General features: G+C 69.8%; 16 protein-coding genes. 9 read left to right on the top strand and 7 right to left on the bottom strand.

Features of this window, described 5'->3' with window-relative positions; genetic code table 11:
• Window positions 1-79 precede the first annotated feature (79 nt).
• The 5 genes from ACFFDA_RS24445 (at window position 80) to ACFFDA_RS24465 (ending at window position 5,800) form a co-directional block, all read left to right on the top strand.
• Window positions 80-946, top strand: a complete 867-nt coding sequence (locus tag ACFFDA_RS24445) for an alpha/beta fold hydrolase (protein WP_404479858.1) — start codon at window positions 80-82, stop codon at window positions 944-946.
• Window positions 947-948: 2 nt separating this feature from the next.
• The gene (locus ACFFDA_RS24450; RefSeq protein ID WP_404479859.1) at window positions 949-2,076 is read left to right on the top strand and encodes a glycosyltransferase; all 1,128 of its coding nucleotides are present in this window, start codon (window positions 949-951) and stop codon (window positions 2,074-2,076) included.
• 122 nt (window positions 2,077-2,198) lie between these two features.
• Complete coding sequence (locus ACFFDA_RS24455) at window positions 2,199-2,987, top strand: tetratricopeptide repeat protein (RefSeq protein WP_404479860.1); 789 nt, start codon at window positions 2,199-2,201, stop codon at window positions 2,985-2,987.
• 23 nt (window positions 2,988-3,010) lie between these two features.
• On the top strand, window positions 3,011-4,384 hold the full coding sequence (locus tag ACFFDA_RS24460; RefSeq protein ID WP_404479861.1) for a PQQ-binding-like beta-propeller repeat protein: 1,374 nt from the start codon (window positions 3,011-3,013) through the stop codon (window positions 4,382-4,384).
• Window positions 4,385-4,474: 90 nt separating this feature from the next.
• Complete coding sequence (locus ACFFDA_RS24465) at window positions 4,475-5,800, top strand: methyltransferase family protein (protein ID WP_404479862.1); 1,326 nt, start codon at window positions 4,475-4,477, stop codon at window positions 5,798-5,800.
• Window positions 5,801-5,947: 147 nt separating this feature from the next.
• Here the strand turns inward: ACFFDA_RS24465 and ACFFDA_RS24470 are convergent, their stop codons facing one another.
• Window positions 5,948-7,336, bottom strand: a complete 1,389-nt coding sequence (locus ACFFDA_RS24470) for a glutamate--cysteine ligase (protein ID WP_404479863.1) — start codon at window positions 7,334-7,336, stop codon at window positions 5,948-5,950.
• A 57-nt stretch (window positions 7,337-7,393) separates the two neighbouring features.
• Complete coding sequence (locus ACFFDA_RS24475) at window positions 7,394-8,152, bottom strand: 16S rRNA (uracil(1498)-N(3))-methyltransferase (RefSeq protein WP_404479864.1); 759 nt, start codon at window positions 8,150-8,152, stop codon at window positions 7,394-7,396.
• Between the two features lie 141 nt (window positions 8,153-8,293).
• On the opposite strand from ACFFDA_RS24475, the gene ubiA reads away from it, so the two are divergent.
• Complete coding sequence (gene ubiA, locus ACFFDA_RS24480; protein WP_404479865.1) at window positions 8,294-9,208, top strand: 4-hydroxybenzoate octaprenyltransferase; 915 nt, start codon at window positions 8,294-8,296, stop codon at window positions 9,206-9,208.
• A 169-nt stretch (window positions 9,209-9,377) separates the two neighbouring features.
• Here the strand turns inward: ubiA and ACFFDA_RS24485 are convergent, their stop codons facing one another.
• The 4 genes from ACFFDA_RS24485 to ACFFDA_RS24500 form a co-directional block, all read right to left on the bottom strand.
• Complete coding sequence (locus ACFFDA_RS24485; protein ID WP_404479866.1) at window positions 9,378-12,815, bottom strand: chromosome segregation SMC family protein; 3,438 nt, start codon at window positions 12,813-12,815, stop codon at window positions 9,378-9,380.
• A gap of 21 nt (window positions 12,816-12,836) precedes the next feature.
• The gene (locus ACFFDA_RS24490; protein WP_404479867.1) at window positions 12,837-13,595 is read right to left on the bottom strand and encodes a thioredoxin domain-containing protein; all 759 of its coding nucleotides are present in this window, start codon (window positions 13,593-13,595) and stop codon (window positions 12,837-12,839) included.
• A 327-nt stretch (window positions 13,596-13,922) separates the two neighbouring features.
• Complete coding sequence (locus ACFFDA_RS24495) at window positions 13,923-14,693, bottom strand: thioredoxin domain-containing protein (RefSeq protein ID WP_404479868.1); 771 nt, start codon at window positions 14,691-14,693, stop codon at window positions 13,923-13,925.
• A 23-nt stretch (window positions 14,694-14,716) separates the two neighbouring features.
• Window positions 14,717-15,298 (bottom strand): DUF721 domain-containing protein, encoded by a 582-nt coding sequence (locus tag ACFFDA_RS24500; protein WP_404479869.1) that lies wholly within the window; start codon window positions 15,296-15,298, stop codon window positions 14,717-14,719.
• A gap of 29 nt (window positions 15,299-15,327) precedes the next feature.
• On the opposite strand from ACFFDA_RS24500, the gene ACFFDA_RS24505 reads away from it, so the two are divergent.
• From ACFFDA_RS24505 to nudC, 3 genes are read left to right on the top strand one after another with little or no spacing between them, the layout of a single operon-like run.
• Entirely contained in the window at window positions 15,328-16,425 is a 1,098-nt protein-coding gene (locus tag ACFFDA_RS24505; RefSeq protein WP_404479870.1) for an A/G-specific adenine glycosylase, read from the top strand.
• A complete protein-coding gene (locus tag ACFFDA_RS24510; RefSeq protein WP_404479871.1) occupies window positions 16,422-17,732 on the top strand; it encodes a serine hydrolase domain-containing protein in 1,311 nt (436 codons plus the stop codon). Before ACFFDA_RS24505 ends, ACFFDA_RS24510 begins: the two co-directional genes overlap by 4 nt.
• Window position 17,733: 1 nt before the next feature.
• Window positions 17,734-18,633 carry an NAD(+) diphosphatase gene (gene nudC, locus ACFFDA_RS24515; RefSeq protein WP_404479872.1) on the top strand — a complete coding sequence of 300 codons (900 nt, stop codon included), beginning with the start codon at window positions 17,734-17,736 and terminating at the stop codon, window positions 18,631-18,633.
• Between the two features lie 224 nt (window positions 18,634-18,857).
• On the opposite strand, the gene ACFFDA_RS24520 is transcribed toward nudC, so the two are convergent.
• Entirely contained in the window at window positions 18,858-19,337 is a 480-nt protein-coding gene (locus tag ACFFDA_RS24520) for a hypothetical protein (protein ID WP_404479873.1), read from the bottom strand.
• Between the last annotated feature and the right edge of the window lie 13 nt (window positions 19,338-19,350).

Genomic DNA, 19,350 nt, shown 5'->3' on the forward strand with positions numbered 1-19,350 from the left:
ATAGTGGGGGCCGGGTGTCCGCCGATCAAGCGCGGCTGATTTCTTTGTTCTTACGCGTTTAGAGGGTAGCCGCTCGGGCATGAAGGTTTTCGAAGATCGCTTCTGGGCGAGCCGCGACGGACTCAAGCTGCATTTCCGCGACTATCCGGGCCCCGAGGGACAGGGGGAGCGCCTCCCGGTGCTGTGTCTCCATGGCCTGACCCGCAACGCGCGCGACTTCGACGTGCTGGCCCCGCGCCTCGCCGAGGGCCGCCGGGTGATCTGTCCGGATCTGCGCGGCCGCGGAGACAGCGAGTATGCGCGCGATTCCGCCACTTACACGCCGATGCAATATTGCGAGGACGTGCTGGCGCTGCTCGACGAGCAGGGGATCGACCGCTTCGTGGCGATCGGCACCTCGTTGGGCGGGCTGATGACGATGGGCCTTGCCACGGCGATCCCCGGCAGGATCGCCGGCGTGGTCATCAACGACGTCGGCCCCTGGCTCGAGCCGGTCGGGCTGGGCCGGATCAAGGACTACGTCGGGCAGGGCCGCACGTACCCCACCTGGGTCCATGCCGCGCGCGGTCTGGAGGACGCGCAAGGGGCTGCGCATCCCGGCCAGCCGCTGGACTTCTGGATCGGCAAGGCCAAGCGCCTGATGACCGTGGCGAACAACGGCCGCATCGTGTTCGACTACGACATGAAGATCGCCGAGCCGCTGCTGGCGATCGACGTCGACGACCAGCCGGACCTGTGGCCGGCCTGGGAGGCGCTGGCGGGGACGCCGGTGCTGGTGTTGCGCGGGGCGCTCTCCGATCTCCTGTCCGCGACGACGCTGGACGAGATGGTGCGCCGCATTCCCTCGGCCGAGGCGGTCACACTCGCCGACGTCGGCCACGCGCCGACGCTCGACGAACCGGAATCGGTCGCCGCGATCGAACGGCTGCTGGCGCGCGTCTCCTGACCTTGCGCGTCCTGCACCTCCATTCGAGCTTCTCGGCCGGCGGCAAGGAACTGCGCGCGGCGCGGCTGATGAACGTCTTCGGATCGGGGATCGAGCACAGCGTCGTCTCCGCCCAGCCCGGCGCGCATGGTGCGAAAGTGGCGCTCGATCCCGCGCTCGACGTGCGCTTTCCCGAGGATTTTCCGAGCCTGCAGGGTCGCCCCACGCCGCTGCGGCTGCTGTGCCTCGCCCGGGCCATGAAGGGCTTCGACCTCGTCCTCACCTACAATTGGGGGGCGATGGACGCAGTCCTCGCCCACCGGCTCTACGCCGGCCTGCTGCACCTGCCGCCGCTGGTCCACCACGAGGACGGCTTCAACGAGGACGAGGCAGGCGGCCTCAAGCGCTCGCGCAACCTGTACCGCCGCGTGGCGCTGGCCCGGGCCGCGGCGCTGGTGGTGCCCTCGCGCCGGCTCGAGGCGATCGCGCTCGGTGCCTGGAAGCAGCCCCGCCGCCGGGTCCGCCTCATCATCAACGGCATCCCCGTCGCCGCCTATCGCGACCCGCCGCCCGCCGATTCGATTCCGCGCCTCGCCAAGGCCTCGGGCGACAGGTGGGTGGGCACGCTCGCAGGGCTGCGCGCGGTCAAGAACCTGCCCCGGCTGGTACGCGCCTTCGCCGCACTGCCGCCCGAGTGGCATCTCGTCATCCTGGGGGAGGGGCCCGAGCGCGCCGTCATCGAGGCGCAGGCGCGTGCCAGCGGCGTCGCCGCACGCGTCCACCTGCCCGGCTTCGTCCCCGATCCCTCGCGCGCGGTGGGCCTGTTCGACCTGTTCGCGCTGTCCTCCGACAGCGAGCAGTTCCCCATCTCCCTCGTGGAGGCGATGGCGGCGGGCCTGGCGGTCGCCTCGCCGGCCGTGGGCGACGTTGCCGAGATGGTATCGGTGGAAAACCGCAGCTACGTCACTCCGCCGGGCGACGAGGCCGCGCTGGGCTGGGCGATGGCCGAACTGGCGGGCAACCCCGCCCTTCGTGCCACCGTGGGCGCGGCCAATCGGGCCCGTGCACAAGCGCAATATGATGAAAACACGATGATTAGCGCCTATGCCGCCGTCTATGGCGAGGCTATGGGGCTCACTCGATTTCCTTGAGCGAATCCCCGTTCAGCGGCGCTTCACGCCGGGACATGCACCGACATCCCCGTTGAAAAGCCCTGCCCATTCGCTAAACAGCCCCGCAACCATCCCGATTTTTCCGCAGAAAGCGCCCGATCTTGGCCCTGCCTCCCGACACCAACACCCCCGCCAGCGTCCGTGACGCCGCCCAGCGCGAGGTCTTCCTGCGCGAGGTCGACGAAGCCGTGCGCCAGGACCAGCTCGAAGGCTTCATGAGCCGCTACGGCAAGCTCCTGCTCGCGGGCATCGTCATCGCGCTGCTGGCCTTCGCCGGCTGGATCTACTGGGACCACCGCCAGACCAAGGCGCGCGAGGAGCAGGCCGAGGCCTACGTCCAGGCGCTCGACAGTCTCCAGGCGGAAAACCTCGATGCCGCCAAGGCGAAGCTCGCGCCGATCGCCGCTGCCGGCGGTTCGGACGCCAACGTCACGTCCGCGCGCCTGCTGCTGGCCGGCATCGCGCTGCGGCAGGACCGCAAGGCCGATGCGCTCAAGCTGTTCCGGCAGGTCGCCGATGACGGCAAGGCACCGCAGCCGCTGCGCGACCTTGCCAACGTGCGCGGCGTCGCGGCTGATTTCGACGCGATGAAACCGCAGGACGTGGTCGATCGCCTCAAGCCGCTCGCGGTGCCGGGCAATGCGTGGTTCGGCGTCGCCGGCGAACTGGTGGGCATGGCCTACCTCAAGCAGAACAAGCAGGACCAGGCCGGTCCGTTGTTCGCCGCCATCGCCAAGGACGAGACGATCGAGGACGGCCTGCGCAGCCGCGCCCGCCAGCTCGCCGCGGTGCTGGGCGTCGATGCGGTCGACGATGTCGTCGACGAGAAGGGCGAGCCCCTTGGCAAGCCGGCCGCGAAGGCGGCGGATGCAACGGATGCCGGAGAATGAGCATGCCTGGTGAGGATATTCGCATGAACGCAGCCGGTTCCAAAGCACGGTCGAACGGAGTCCTGCCCGCCCGCAAGGTGGTGCCGCTGATCGCCCTCGCCCTGGTCATGGGCCTTTCGGGCTGCAAGGTCTTCGGTGGCGGCAAGGGCCCTGCCAAGACCCCGACCGTGGGTGACCGCGTGCCGATCCTCTCGCGCATCGAGAGCGGCGCCAAGACCGACCCGACGCTCGGCGCGGTCTCGGTGATCCTGCCCCCGGCCGAAGTCAACGCGACCTGGGCCCAGGGCGGCGGCACCCCGAACAAGGCCTATGGCCACCTTGCCCTGGCCGATAACCCGACCAAGGCGTGGACCGTGCAGATCGCCGGATCCTCCAACCGCAGGCGCCTCGCCGCCGCGCCCGTGATCGGCGGCGGCAAGCTCTTCGTCATGGACACCGAAGGCACCGTCCACGCCTTCGACGCGCAGAGCGGCGCGAAGCTGTGGACCAAGAGCTTCTCGGTCGAGGGCAACAACCAGAACTCGGTCTTCGGCGGCGGCGTCAGCTTCGACGCCGACCGGGTCTACATCACCACCGGCCTTGGCGAAGTCGCCGCGCTCAATGCGGCGGACGGCGCCCAGGTCTGGACCAAGAAGCCCGCCGGCCCGCTGCGCGGTTCGCCGACGATCGGCTTCAACTCGGTCTTCGTGATGACGCAGGACAACCAGATCATCGCGCTCAACGCCGCTGACGGCACTTCGGTCTGGAACGAATCGGCCTCGGTGACGCAGTCCGGCGTGTTCGGCGTGGCCTCGCCCGCCGCCGGGCAGGGCACCGTGATCGCCGGCTTCTCGTCGGGCGAACTCGTCGCCTACCGCTACGAGAACGGCCGCCAGCTGTGGTCCGACGCGCTGTCGCGCACGTCGATCTCGACCGAAGTGGGCAGCCTCACCGACGTCGACGCCGACCCGATCATCGATCGCGGCCGGGTCTATGCGTTGGGCCAGGGCGGCCGCATGGCCGCCTACGAACTGGTCACCGGGCAGCGTATCTGGGAACTCAACCTCGCCGGGATCTCGACCCCGGCCGTGGCGGGCGACTGGGTCTTCACGCTCGACGACCACGCCGAGATACTGGCCATCGCCCGCACCACCGGCAAGGTCCGCTGGCTGACCGAGCTGGGTCGCTACAAGAACGTCAAGAAGCGCAAGAACCCGATCTTCTGGGTCGGCCCGGTGCTCGCCGGCAACAAGCTGTGGGTCGCCAACTCGCGCGGCGTGCTCGCCAGCGTGGACCCGGCGAGCGGCACTCTGACGCCCTTCGCCGAGCTGGGCGGCCCGGTGTCGCTGGCGCCGGTCGTGGCCAACCAGACGCTGTACATCCTCGACGATTCGGGGCGCATCACGGCGTATCGTTGAAAGGCCACCCGGGTCGAGCCGGGGCTGGGGGGATGGCGGAGGGCTTCAGAGTTTGCGGCCCTTTAACCAATTGCGGCTAGGCGATGGGCCATGAACACCGCCGCGACCGCCAGGCCCACCAGTGACGTTTCCGCCGGCGTCGGCCTCGCCGGCCTCGTAGCGCTGCTGGCGTGGCTGCTGGTCTGCCGCAACTGGGCCGCCATCGCCGAGGCCCTCGCGCTTCCCGGCCCCCGCGCGCCGCTGAGCGGACCTTACGCCTCGGTCGCCACGCTGTTGTTCACCGGCGCGGCGATGACCGCGTGGGCGGTGCTGGTGGACAAGGTCCACCGCCGCCCCTCCACCGGCATCGACTGGTCGCGGCGCCGCCCGCTTGCCGAAACGCTCGACATCTCGATCACCAAGATCGTCGGCCTGTGGGTGACCTGGGCGGCGATCGGCTTCTTCTACTGCGTGTGCCGCTGGTACTGGGACGGGCAGTACCTCTTCGCCATGCAGGTGCTCGGCGCCGCGGTGGTGCCGCTTTTCGCACTCTCGATCCCCTACGTCCTGTGGCTCGACCGCGTGATGATCGACCCGCGCGACGCGTCCTGGCACTTCGGCGCACTGCTGTGCGGGCGCGAGGCCTGGCGGGTGGACGAAGTGAAGAAGCACTGGCGCGCCTGGGCGATCAAGGGCTTCTTCGGGGCCTTCATGATCTCGATCCTGCCGGGTGGCTTCGCCAACGTGGTCCAGGCCGATTTCGGCGCCATCGCCCGCAACCCGGTCGACCTCGGCTCCATGCTGATCGAGGGGCTGTTCCTGATCGACGTGCAGATCGGCACTGTCGGCTACCTGTTCACCTTCCGACCGCTCGACGCGCACATCCGCAGCGGCAACCCGCTGCTCGCCGGCTGGGTCGCGGCGCTGATGTGCTACCCGCCCTTCGTCTGGGGCACCATGGGCCGTGCCGACGTGCTGGGCTACGAGGTCAACACCGGAGGCTGGGCCTACTGGCTCGCCGGGCACAACTGGCTGCTCTGGGCCTGGGCGGCGATGATGGTCGTGCTCACCGCGATCTATGCCTGGGCGACCTTCGCTTTCGGCCTGCGGTTCTCCAATCTCACCTATCGCGGCGTGCTGACGAATGGGCCTTATCGTTTCACCCGGCACCCGGCCTACCTGTCGAAGAACCTGTTCTGGTGGACCTCGACGCTGCCGTTCCTCGTCACCAACGGCTCGTGGACCGACGCGCTGCGCAACACCGTCCTGCTGGGCGTGGTGAGCGGCATCTATTACTGGCGCGCCCGCACCGAGGAAGCGCATCTGCTGGCGGAGGACGCCAAGTATCGCGCGTATCACGCCTGGATGGGCGAGAACGCGCTGATTACGCGCACGTTCGGCCGGATGCTGGCGCTGCTGCCGAACGGCGAGAAGTGAAGAGCCCCCTTCATCCCGGACTTGATCCGGGATGGTTGGCAAGGCCGCGCCCACCTGCAGGCTAGGCGCCACGCCGCAGTGGACCACCGCGAGCTATGGCCTCAAGAGTACCTACGATCGCGGATCAAGTCCGGGATGACGGGGCTTTCAGAAGGTCTTCAACGCGTAGATCTTCGACAGATCCCCGCCCCACTCGCCATTGTACAGGTCGAGCAGCTTCTGCGCCGGCACTTTGCCCGAAGCGACGATCTCGGCGAGCGGTTCCAGATAGCCGGTCTCGTTGTCGCCGCCGGCATTGAGCCGCGCGCGTGAAGCCAATCCCGAGCGCGAAATCTCGACGACCTGCGCCGCGATGTCACGCAAGGTGCCGCCCGTCTTTCCGCCAGACGTGGGGATCGGCGAATCGAGACCCAGCCTGGGCGCCGAGGAGCGCAGCAATTCGCGCCCTTCCATGTCCCAGTCCTTGACCAGATCCCACGCCGCGTCGAGCGCGCCCTGGTCGTAGAGCAGGCCCACCCACAGCGCCGGCAGCGCGCAGATGCGGCCCGAGGGCCCGCCATCGGCGCCGCGCATCTCGAGGAACGACTTGAGGCGCACTTCGGGGAAGGCGGTGGAGAGGTGGTCGGTCCAGTCGCTCAGGCGCGGCAGTTCACCCGGCAGTACCGACAGTTCGCCCTTGAGGAAGTCGCGGAACGAGAGGCCGGAGGCGTCGATGTACTTGCCGTCGCGGAACACGAAATACATCGGCACGTCGAGCATGTAGTCGACGTAGCGCTCGTAGCCGAAGCCGTCCTCGAACACGAAGGGCAGCATGCCGGTGCGCTGCGGATCGGTGTCCGACCAGATATGGCTACGGTACGAGAGGTAGCCATTGGGCTTGCCCTCGGTGAACGGAGAATTGGCGAAGAGCGCCGTCGCCAGCGGTTGCAGCGCCAGCGAGGTGCGGAACTTCTTCACCATGTCGGCCTCGCTCGAATAGTCGAGATTGACCTGGATGGTGCAGGTGCGCAGCATCATGTCGAGGCCTAGCGAGCCCACACGCGGCATGTGCCGCAGCATGATCTCGTAGCGGCCCTTGGGCATGATCGGCAGTTCGGCGCGGGTCTTGTCCGGCCACATGCCGAGGCCGAGGTAGGCCTTGCCGATGCGCTCGCCGATGGCCTTGACCTGGGTAAGGTGGCGCTCGGTCTCGGCGCAGGTCTGGTGCAGGTTTTCGAGCGGCGCGCCCGAGAGTTCGAGCTGGCCGGCAGGTTCGAGGCTGACGTTGCCGTCCGCGCCCTTGAGCGCGATGACGTTTCCGCCTTCGACGATCGGCTCCCATCCGAACTGGGTGAGTTCGCCCAGCAGGTCGCGGATGCCGCCGGGCTCGTCGTAGGACGGCGCATGGTGGTCGGCGGTGTCGTAGACGAACTTTTCGTGCTCGGTCCCGATCCGCCACGCCTCGCGCGGCTTTTCGCCCGCTGCCATCGGCGCGGCCAGTTGATCCAGGCTTTCGACCATCGGATCTTCGCGATCCGATACCTCACGGGTGCTCATGGGCGCGGAATTAGTGCGCAGTGAGGACGGACGCTAGAACTTTTTGTACCGCTCGGTCTAAGATTGCGAAGATGACCAGTCCCCGCAGGTCGCCATCCACAGTGCAACGGCGGAAATGCAGGCGGTTTCGGCCCTCAGGATGCGCGGCCCCAACGTGATCGCGCGGGCGCTGGGGTGGGCGCGGACCAGCGCGCGCTCCTCCTCGTCGAAGCCGCCTTCGGGGCCGACCAGCAGCGCGGCCGGTCCATCGTGCGCGGCGAAGGCGGCGGCGGCGGGCGCACCGCCCTGCTCGTCGGCGAAGAACAGGGCGCGGTCCGCCGGCCAGTCGCGCAACAGGGCTTCCAGCTTGGCGACGGGTTCGATTCGCGGCAGGGCAGTGCGGGCGCACTGTTCGGCGGCCTCGGCGACGATCGTGGCGGCGCGCTCGGGGTTGAGCTTGTCGGCCACGCAGCGCCGGGTGACGACGGGCCGGATCGCGTCGACGCCCAACTCGGTCGCCTTTTCGAGCACGAGGTCGAAGTTGGGCTTCTTGAGCAGCGCGGCGCAGAGCACGAAATCGGGCACGGCTTCGCGCTCGCGCAGCCGCTCGCGGGCGAGCAGAACGACGTCGCGCTTGCCGACGGAGACGACCTCGCACGCCCATTCGCCGGTCTCATCGTCGCAGGCGATCACCGCGTCGCCCACCGTCACCCGCATGACCTTGCCGAGATAATGCGCCTGCGACCCTTCGAGCGCGATCTCCCCGCCCTGCGCGAGCGGACCGGGAACGAACAGGCGCGGCGCCGAACGGGGCGGCCAGGCGGGGGTTGCGGGCATGGGAGGCAGGTGATCCTTGACGGTGGGCTGCCCTTGTCGTCGCTTCCCAACGGCGATGCAACTCGCGCGTTACCACGGCGAAGTGTTCACCAGGCACGTTCGCGCATGACATGGGCCGCGCGAGGGACTATCCATTCCCGCGTGACCCAACCTTCGCTCGTTCCCGACAGCCAGCATCGCGGCCTCGTATCCCTGCTGCCGCCGCGCCTGCGCGATTTCGCCATGCTGGCGCGGATGGACCGGCCGATCGGCTGGTGGCTGCTGTTCTGGCCCTGCGCATGGGGAGTGATGCTGGCCGGCGGCGAGGCGCGCTGGGGCCTGGTCGCGTGGATGCTGGCCGGCTCGATCGCGATGCGCGGGGCGGGCTGCGTCTACAACGACATCGTCGATGCCGACCTCGACCGCCGCGTCGCGCGCACCGCGCTGCGCCCGGTGGCGAGCGGACGGGTGAGCAAGACCGCCGCCTGGGTCTGGCTGCTCGTGCTCTGCGGGGTAGGCCTGGTGGTCCTGCTGCAATTGCGCTGGGAAGCCCAGTTGGTGGCGCTGGGCAGCATCGCGCTGGTGGCAGGCTATCCCTTCATGAAGCGAATCACCTGGTGGCCCCAGGCGTGGCTGGGCATGGTCTTCACCTGGGGGGCGCTGGTCGGCTGGGTCGAGATTCGCGGCGACCACCTCGAGGCGCTCGCTGCGCTCTATGCCGGCTCGATCGCCTGGTGCATCGGCTATGACACGATCTACGCCTTGCAGGACCGTGAGGACGACGCGCTGGTCGGCATCCGCTCGTCGGCCCTGCGGATGGGCGCACACGTGCGTGCCGGCGTCGGGCTGTTCTACGCAGTGGCGCTGGCGTGCTGGGGGCTGGCGTTCTGGGCGATGCGGCCCGACTGGGTCGCGCTGGTCGCGCTGCTGCCGATGGCTCTGCACCTCAGCTTCCAGGTGATGACGCTCGACCCCGACGACGGCGACAACGCCCTTGCCCGCTTCCGCTCCAACCGTGATGCCGGGCTGGTGCTGGCGCTGGCCTGTTGGGTAGTGGGCAACGCCGGGGTCGTGTAGTTCTCCCGGCGCGCCCGGCGATCAGACGTAGCCGACCAGTTCGAATTCGATCCCGTCCCAGGCGAAGAAATAGAACCGCCGGCTCCGGGGGCATTCGACGTGGGCGAAAGGTTCCAGCCCGCGGCGAGCCCCCCGTTCAGCGCGGGGCCGCGCCACCGCTCGTGCCAGCCTAGACCGCCGCCAGCAGCTCCTCCGCGCCGCCGAGGTCCACGCTGACGAGGCGGGAGATGCCCTTTTCCACCATCGTCACGCCGAACAGGCGGTGCATGCGGCTCATCGTCACGGCGTTGTGGGTGACGACGAGGTAGCGGGTGTCGGTCTCGCGCGTCATCGCTTCGAGGAGGTCGCAGAAGCGTTCGATGTTGGCGTCGTCGAGCGGGGCATCGACCTCGTCGAGGACGCAGATCGGTGCCGGGTTGGTGAGGAACAGGCCGAAGATCAGCGCCACCGCGGTCAGCGCCTGCTCGCCGCCCGAGAGAAGGGTGAGCGACTGCAGCCGCTTGCCCGGCGGCTGGGCGTAGATTTCGAGGCCGGCTTCCAGCGGGTCGTCCGAATCGACGAGCGCGAGGTGGGCCTGGCCGCCCTGGAACAACTGCTGGAACAGGCGGCGGAAATGGCCGTCCACAGCTTCGAAGGCGGCACGCAGGCGCTCGCGGCCCTCGCGGTTGAGATTGCCGATCGAGCCGCGCAGGCGGTTGACCGCCTCGGTCAGCTCCGCCTTCTCGGTGGCGCTGGTGCCAAGGCTCGCCTCGGCTTCGGCGAGTTCGTCGGCGGCGACGAGGTTGACCGGCCCGATCCGCTCGCGCTCGGCGACGAGGCGGTCCATCGTCGCCGTCTCGCTTTCGGCCGTGCCCACTTCGGCCGAGGCGAAGGCGAAGCGTTCGGGCAGGACCGGGGGCGGGCATTGGAAGCGCTCGCCCGAGACGCGGGTGGTCTCGACGCGGCGGGCGTCCTCGTTTTCGGCGCGGGCGACGGCGCCGGCGCGGCCCTCGCGCGCGGCGGCGAGAGTCTCCTGCGCGGCGGCGAGCGCGGCGTCGGCCTTCCTGGCGGCGTCGGTGCAGGCGGCGACAGTGGCTTCGGCTTCGGCGAGTTCGGCAGCGAGGCGGGTGCGCACGGCCTCGCCCTGCTCGATCTGGGCCATCAGCGAGGCGGGTTTGGCGGCGACGATCGCGCGTTCGGTCTCGATCTCCTCGAGCCGGCCGGCCATCTGCGCGAGGCGGTTGGCGGCATCGCCCGAGCGGGCCTGCCAGCCGCGAATATCGCTGCGTTGGGCGGTCGTGCGCTCGCGCGCCACGGCGAGGGCCTGGTCGTGGCTCGCAAGCGCCGCCATCGCGCCCTGCAGCGCGCTGCGGGCCCCGGCATTGCGGGTGCGCGCGGCTTCGAGTTCGGCGCGGCCGGTCGCGGGGTCGGGCAGGGCGGAAAGCTTGTCTTGCGCGCCGGAGACCTCCGAGGCGGCGGCGGTACGCTGGCCGGCAAGGTCGGCGACGGCGGCGTCGAGTTCGGCTCGGCGGGCGCGCTGGCGGTTTTGCGCGTCCTCGGCCTGGTCGACGGCGCGCAGGGCGCCGCGCTCGGCATCGGCGGCAGCGGCGATGGCGCGCTCGGCCGCGATGAGTTGCGAGGACAGCGCCGCGAGGTCCTGCTGGACAGTGCTCTGCCGTGCCTCCGCCGAGGTCACCGCAGCGCGCAAGGGAGGCAGCTTGGCATCCAGCTCGGCGAAGCGGTTTTCGGCCTCCAGCCGCGCTGCTTCCGCCGCGCCTTCACCGCGCGCGACGAAGCCGTCCCAGCGCCGCAGCACGCCGCCGCGCGTCACCAGCCATTCGCCGGGGTTCAGCGCGCGCGCATCGTCGGCCTCGACGACGTGGACCAGCGCGAGCCGTGCCGCGAGTTCGGGCGGGCACTGGAGGACGTGAGCGGCAAGGCTCTCGGCGACCGGCGGGGGGGCGTCGGCGCCGGTCCAGAACCGCCCGTCTGCGCCTGCCACCGCGCCGAGCGGTGCCTTGGCGTCGCGGCCCAGCACGGCGGCGAGCGCGCGTTCGTAGCCGGGCGCGGCACGCAGCGCGTCGATGGCGACGGGGAGGCCGTGCGCTGCCTTGGCGCCCTTGGCCCGCGCCTCGCGGTCGCGGACGAGGGCGGCATGCTCGCGCTCGATGCCGGTAAGGTCGGCGCGGGCGCCGGCGAGCGCCGAGGCGGCGGTGTCGCGTTCGGCCTGCAAGGCGACCTTGCGGGCCTGCATGTCGTCGAGGCCTTCGCGTGCCTTGCCCAGCGCAGCGGCGGCACCTTGCGCCTTCTCGCGGGCGGCGGCGATCGCGGTGTCGAGGTCGGCGGCATCGGCGAGCGCGGCGATCTGGGCCTCGATCCGGGCGACGTCCTGTTCGACGCGGACCTGCCGGGTGCGCGCCTGGGTCACTTCGGCCTCGGCGATCCGCCATTCCGCCTCGACGCCCGCCTGCCGCGCGGTCGCCTGCGCCAGTTCGAGTTCGGCCGCGCGCGACGTCTGCTCGGCGCCGTCGAGGGCATTGGCATGGCGCGGGCGCTGTGCCTCGTCGGCAGCGAGCTGCTTCTCCCCCTCTGCGAGTTCGCGCTCCAGCCGGGCGAGGGCTTCGGCGGCGTCGCGGGTGAGGCGGTCGGCGTCGTGACGGTCCTCCTCCAGGCGGATGCGCTGGCGGTCGAGGTCGGCCACGCGCTGTTCGGCGGCTTCCAGCTGGCTGGTCAGCGTCGCCATGCGGTGCCCTTGCGCGTTGGCATCGTCCCGGCGGTCGGCGAGTTCGTCGCGGGCTTCGGCCAGGGCCTGGGCGGCGCTGGCCTGCTGGCTCTGCGCTTCGGCGGCGAGCGCCTGCGCCACCCCGACCCGCTGCTCGGCGGCGAGGGCTTCCTTGCGCGCGGCTTCGGCGGCGGCGGCGGCATCGCGCCAGCGGGCGAAGACGAGGCGCGCTTCGGCGAGGCGGATCTGGTCGGTCAGCGCCTTGTAGCGTTCGGCGGCCTTGGCCTGGCGGCGCAGGGTGCCGACCTGCTTGTCGAGGCTCGCCATGATGTCGTCGAGGCGCGCGAGGTTCGTCTCGGTGGCACGCAGGCGCTGTTCGGCGTCCTTGCGGCGGACGTGGAGCCCGGCGATCCCGGCCGCTTCCTCGAGCATCGCGCGGCGCTCGGCCGGTTTGGCGGCGATGACGGCGGCGATGCGGCCCTGGCTGACGAGGGCGGGGCTGTGCGCGCCGGTGGCGGCATCGGCGAAGATCAGCGCCACGTCCTTGGCCCGCACGTCGCGGCCGTTGACTCGGTAGGCGCTGCCGGCGCCGCGCTCGATCCGGCGCACAACTTCGAGATCGTCGCGCGAACCGTCGGCGCGGGCGGCGGTCTCGGCCTTGAGGACGACTTCGGCGAAAGCGCGCGGCGGGCGCTTGTCGGTGCCGGCGAAGATCACGTCTTCCATGCCGCCGCCGCGCATCGACTTGGGCGAGCTTTCGCCCATGACCCAGCGGATCGCCTCGAGGAGGTTGGACTTGCCACAGCCGTTGGGGCCGACGACGCCCGTCAGCCCCGGCTCGATCCGAAGTTCGGCCGGCTCGACGAAGCTCTTGAATCCGCTGAGCTTGAGCCGGTGGATGCGCATCTGCGAATCAGCCCTGCTGCATCAGCGGGCGCCGGCCTGCTGGAGCTTGGCCTCGAGTTCCTTCCACGCCATCGAGCCGACGTTGTTGCCGTTGATGATGAACGTCGGCGTGCCCGAGATATTGAACTCGTCTGTGCCCTTCTGGGTCTGGTCGGCCAACGTCTTGGCCTTGGCGGTATCGGCGAGGCAGGCATTGGCCTGGTCGCGTGCGATCCCGCGCGAGGCGAAGAACTCGGTCATGCCGGAGACTTCGGCGACGGCGCCGATCTGCTTTTCCTTGGGCAGCGATTCGAGGGCGGTGAGCTTGGCCTTGTCGGCGTTCTGCATGTTCTGGAACATGGTGGGCTGCCAGGCCCAGAACTGCTCGCTGAGCGGGATCACCGCCTCGGTCGAGCCGCAGGTGGCCAGCAGCGAGGCGGGCACGTCGAAGACGTTGAGCATGAAGTAGCGCAGCTCGTAGCTCACCCGGCCGCTGGCGACGTAGTCGTCGCGCAGCTTGGTGAAGCTCTCCTTGGCGAACTCGGCGCAGTGCGAGCAGCTGAGGGCGCCGTATTCGATCAGCTTGATCGGCGCTTCCGGGTTGCCGATGCGATAACCGCCGTCGGCCGTCTTCTCGACGGTATCGGCCCAGCTCTTGCCGGCGGGCGCGGCGATCTTGGCGATGGGCTCGCCCGAAGTGGGGGAGGCGGTCTCGTCCTTCTTGCCGCAGGCGGCGAGGCCCAGCGCGAGCGGGGCGGCTACGAGGCCGAGAGCGATCAGGCGGAAACGGTTGCGGATCATCGAGGGCGAATCCTTGTAGGCATGTGGGAGAGGGCTAGCCCATGGGCGGGCCGGGAAAAAGTGCGGTGGACCGGCTTTGCGCCGGGTCTTCCACAGTTGGCGGGGGCGGGGAAGCCCCGGGGGACCAAACCTTCGTCGTTGTCAGGTGTCCCACCGTCACCTGAACTTGTTTCAGGGTCCATTTCACCACAAGTCCGGTGCTTTGACGCGGCAAGCCGACCGTGCCGATGATGGCCGATCGCCCGGTCGCAACGGCCCGATGGACCCTGAAACGAGTTCAGGCGACAGGGTGCAGGGTGACAGGCATGCGCCCACCCCCCGCAACCTTCAGATATTGCCCGCGCGTTGTTCGGCGAGCTTGGCGGTGATGGCCTTGGAGACGGAGGCCCAGTCGTTGGCGTCCAGCACATCGCCGTTGAGGGTGAAGCTGGGAGTTCCCTGGAAGCCCAGCTTTTCGACTTCCGCCTGTTGCGCGCGCAGCTTGTCGAGCATCGGCTTGTTAGCGAGGCACACGTCGACTTGCGCGCGGCCGATGCCCCAGCTTTCCATCTTGTCGTAGAAGCCCAGGTCGCCGGAAATGGCGCGCATCCGGTCGGTCAGTTCGCCCTGATACCAGCGTGCCTGCTGGTCGCGGGTGATCTTCTCGATCTTCGCCATCCACACGTCCTGCGTGGCGAAGAAGGCGTTGTGGCGCACGAAGAAGCGCTTGGGATCGCCGCAGTTGGTGAGCATGGCGATCGTCAGGTCGATCGGATTGCGCAGGAAATTGGTTACCGTCACCGAGACCTGGCCCTTGGGTACCACCGTCAGGCGCAGGACGGGGTCCGATTCCTTGTGGAAATGGGCGCAGTGCGGACACGTGTAGCTGACGTATTCGTTGAGCTTGACCGGCGCGTCGGGGTTGCCGAAGCGATGGCTGCCGTCGGCGGTGACGGCGATCTGGCCGGCCCAGTTGGCGCTCGCGCCGCCGGAGGGAGCGGCGGCCTTCTTCGGGGCCGTCGCCGCGAGGCTCGGGGTCGCGCCGGCCGCGAGCGCGGCGGCGATCCCGGTGGCAAGCAGGGTCAGGCGCAGAACGGCATTCATCCTGGGGGCACGCATCACTTGTCTTCCTGCGATCGGTGTTAGTCCTGGCCGTCCTTGGCGTCGATGCTGCGCGCCAGCGATTCAAGCACCGCGCGAAGTTCCGGGTCGCCGATGTCGCGCAGCGATTCCCCGAGTTCGAACGGCACCGGCTTGAGCGAAGGCGGCGCAGCGCGGGGTTGCGTGGCAGGCGGTGCCTTAACCTCGCCTTGCCGGATTTTCACGCGCGCGACGGCGTTGTAGCCGAAGAAGCGGTTCACCCGGTCGACGATCTCGGGGATGACGTGCTGGATCATCGGCGCATGGGCCGCCACGACGACGAGTTGGAGAATGCCCTCGCTCTTTTCGCCGGGTGGGAAGCGGATCGATTCCGGCGAGCAGACGCGGGCATGGCGGGCGCCGACGATCTCGGGCCAGCGCGACACCACGCTCGACTGGATGAAGCCGAAACGGCGAAAAGCGGTGCGTCCCACTTCGGGCATCAGCTCGGAAATCTGGCGCACGCCGCTGCCGCGCGGACGCTCGTAGCGCTTGGGCCCGGCGCCGGCCTTGGCCGTCTTGGCCGCGGCACCGGCCTTTTTCAGGGCCGTTTTGTCCGGCTGCTTGTCGCTATCTCGTTCCATTGCCGACGTTCCAATGCCATAGCGGGCGCATGGACGCCAGTTCGGATACCGCAGGAAACGCGCCCCCCCCAGCTCGCGTCGCGCAGGACCTGCTTGCCTGGTACGACGCCCATGCCCGCGACCTGCCCTGGCGCGCACGTCCCGGCTCGCCCGCGCCCGATCCCTACCGTGTCTGGCTGTCCGAGGTCATGCTGCAGCAGACCACGGTAGGCGCGGTGAAGGCCTACTTCGCAACCTTCACCACCCGCTGGCCCACCGTCGAGGCGCTCGCCACCGCGCCGGAGGGGGACGTGATGGCCGCCTGGGCGGGCCTTGGCTACTACGCGCGGGCCCGCAACCTGCTCGCCTGCGCCCGTGAAGTGACGGCAGCGGGCGGCCAGTTCCCCGATACCGAGGAGGCCTTGCGCGTCTTGCCGGGCCTGGGGGCCTATACCGCCGCCGCCGTCGCCGCGATCGCCTTCGGGCGCCGCGCGGTGGTGGTCGATGCCAATGTCGAGCGGGTCGTCGCTCGCCTGTTCGAGATCGAGGAGCCGCTTCCCGGCGCTCGGCCCGCGATCCGCATCGCTGCCGACGCGATCACGCCCGACTTGCGCGCCGGTGACTTCGCGCAGGCCATGATGGACCTTGGCGCCACCGTCTGCACGCCCCGGGCGCCGCGCTGCCTGCTATGCCCGCTGTCGCGTGACTGCGCCGGCCGGGCCAGCGGCGAGCCGGAGCGCCTGCCGGTCAAGGCTCCCAAGAAGGCCAAGGCGGTGCGCCGGGGCCGGGCCTTCTGGATCGAGCGCGATCATGGCGGCGAAGCGCAAGTCTGGCTGGTGCGCCGCGCCGATAAGGGCATGCTGGGCGGTATGCGCGCGCTCCCCGACGACGGCTGGGCCGCGCGCGCCGACGGCTCCGGCGAAGGCCCTCTCCACGGGCCGTGGGAAAACGCGGGCCGGGTCGCCCACGTCTTCACCCACTTCGCGCTGGAACTGAGCCTCGCCGTCTATGTCGGCGAGCGGTTCGAGGCGCTGGAGGGCAGCGCCGGCGAATGGTGGCCGCTCGACCGCCTCGAAGATGCGGGCCTGCCCACGCTCTTCGCCAAGGCCGCCAGTCTTGCCCTCGCGACCGAGAGGGAGGACGCATGATCCGCGACAAGGCCGGCCTGGAGGCGGCGATGGACCGCCGCGCGCTCCTGCGCATGGCGGCGGCAGCGGGCCTCGGGGCCGCGCTCATGCCGCGCCTGGCCCGGGCGGCGGCGCAGCCCGAACTGCTGCCGAACGTGCGCGCGGTGGTCGAGCGCTGGGTCGGCCCGGGCAAGTTTCCCGGCATGGTCGCTTCCCTCGGCCTGCCCGGGCGCGAGCCGGAATTCGTGGCGCGCGGCAGCGAGGGATTCACCGATGCCGATCCGGTCACGCCCGACAGCCTGTTCCGCATCTATTCGATGACCAAGCCGGTGACGGCGATGGCGGCAATGAACCTGATCGGCGAGGGACGCCTCGGCCTCGACCAGCCGGTCCACGAGATACTGCCGGGCTTCCAGCACATGGCGGTGCAGGACAGCTACGACGGCTCGGTCACCGCGCTTCACCCCGCGCCCCGGCCGATCACCATGCGGCAGTTGATGACGCATACGTCGGGACTGGGCTATACCATCGTCCAGACCGGGCCGATCAAGGCGCTGATGCAGGACAGGGGCCTCGTTCCCGGCCAGATCAGCCGCCTCGTCGCGCCCGGGCTCGACTGGGGTACACCGGTCAGGGGCCTCGACCATTTCGCCGACCGCCTCGCGCGGGTGCCGCTGGTCGCCGATCCCGGCACCCGCTGGAGCTACTCGATGGGCCTGGACCTCATGGGCCGGGTGATCGAGGTCGTGACCGGCAGGCCGTTCGACCAGTATCTGCACGAAACCATCTTTGCGCCCGCAGGCATGACCAGCACCTGGTTCCAGGTGCCTGCCGCCGAGGCGCACCGGCTGACCAGCAACTACGTCGCGCTGGGCCAGGTCCTCGCCCCGATCGACGAGGGCGCGACCTCGATCTACCTCGACCGGCCGGCCTTCCCGTTCGGCGGGGCGGGCCTCGTCAGTTCCCCGCGCGACTATGACCGCTTCCTGCGCCTGCTCGCCCAGTTCGGCACGATCGACGGCGTCCGTGTGATCGGCGAAGCCGCGGTGCGTACCGGCACGTCCGACCTGCTCCCGCCCGGCGTCGCGATGCCGGTGGGTGCCGGCGGCCCGTCCGGCTTCGGCGCCGGCGGCCGGGTGGGCATGGGCGCGGAGGCCGGGATCTACGGCTGGTCGGGTGCGGCGGGCACCGTCGGCATGGTCGACATGGTCCATGCCCTGCGTTCGCAGATATTCGTCCAGTTCATGCCCCCCGACGCGCTCGACCTGCTGCCCGAATTCCAGGTGGCGCTCAAGGCCGACGTCCTTGCCCTCCTGGAGACCCGCTGACGTGCTGCGCACTGCCTCTACGCCCATAGCTTTCGCCGGATCGCCCATCGACCGCGCCGATCACATCCGCGGCGATGCCGATGCCATCGCCGGCCTGATGACCGTGCGCGCCAGACTGCTGCGCCTCGACGGGCTCGACCCGGTGCTGACCCCGAACGGGGGGCTCGACTGGGGCAGTCTGGCCGATGCGTCGCCCGACGGGGAACTGGTCTTCCTCGGCCTCGACGACGCCGGGCGGGGCTGCTTCGCCGAAGTGCCGCCCGCCAGCCCCCAGGGCGGCCCCCATGCCGGTCCGGCGAGCTGGAACGCGATGACGGTGCTCGAGCCCGGCGAACTCGCGGCGTATGGCGGTGCCCGCGCGCTCGTCGGCTGGCATGCGCGCCACCGTTTCTGCGCGGCGTGCGGCGGTGGCACGGTGCTCGCCAAGGGCGGCTGGCAGCGTACCTGCACGGCCTGCGGCACCGAGCACTTCCCGCGCGTCGATCCGGTCACGATCATGACCGTCGAACACGATGGCAAGCTGCTGCTCGGCCGGCAGCCGCGCTTTCCGGCGGGACGCTACTCGGCGCTGGCCGGCTTCGTCGAGCCCGGTGAGACGATCGAGGAGGCCGTCGCCCGCGAGACGTTCGAGGAAGCGGGCGTGCGCGTGCGCGACGTCGTCTACGTCGCCAGCCAGCCATGGCCGTTCCCGTCCTCGCTGATGATCGGCTGCCATGCCTTCGCCGACGACGGCGCCATCACCATCGACGCCACCGAACTGGAGGACGCCCGCTGGTTCACCCGCGAAGAAGTGGTCGACGCGCTCGACGCCATCGCGGACGGCGAAATAGGCCGCGCTTTCGGTGCCCCGCCGAGCCACGCGGTGGCGCACACCCTGCTGCGCTGGTGGGTGGATCGGTAGTCGTCTTTAGGGAGAGCCGTTCCTGCCGCTCGAACAGGAATTTGCCGATCGCCTTGGGACGGATAGAGTCGGGCGGTCCGGCCACGCCGCTAGAATGGTGATTTTCCGTGACCTCGGAGCGCGGCGTGTTTGAAGTGCGCGAAGCTTGGAGGTGCGGAAAGGCGCCATTTCCGCACGACCGGATTGGATAGCCGTGCTGATCCTTGCCGTGGCAGGCCGTCCCGTCAGAACCGCGCCTGCACGCCCGCAGCAAGATAATGGTCGCCGACGTTCACCTTGCCGTCGATGAACGGCGCGAGCGGCATCGCGGCGGTGCCGTAGGCGCGCAGGTCGTCGCCGATCAGGCGTGCGCCGACGCCGAGGGAAAAGGCCATCGGCAGGCGGTACATCGCCTCGACCTTGCCGAAGATCTTGGTGCCGGAATTGTCGCACTTGCCGTCCGAGACCTGCTCGTCGTCCGAGCTGCGGAAGCACTGCGAACTGTCCTTGTAGTAGCCGTCGTGGTCGCGCTTGTGGAAGAACGCGCCGACCGACGGCGTGATCGAGAAACCGCCGTCCTCGATGACCGGGACCCCGACGGCGAGTTCGCCGCCCCAGTCCCCTTCGGCCCGCGCGACATTGGCTTCGGCGGTGACTTTCGCGGCCGCAGGCGCGGTGGCGGTCAGGGCGCTCACGCCCGCCAGGATGGCAAGATGAAGTTTCATGATCGGTCCCTGC

This window comes from Novosphingobium sp. BL-52-GroH (assembly GCF_044813085.1).
GTDB lineage: Bacteria > Pseudomonadota > Alphaproteobacteria > Sphingomonadales > Sphingomonadaceae > Novosphingobium.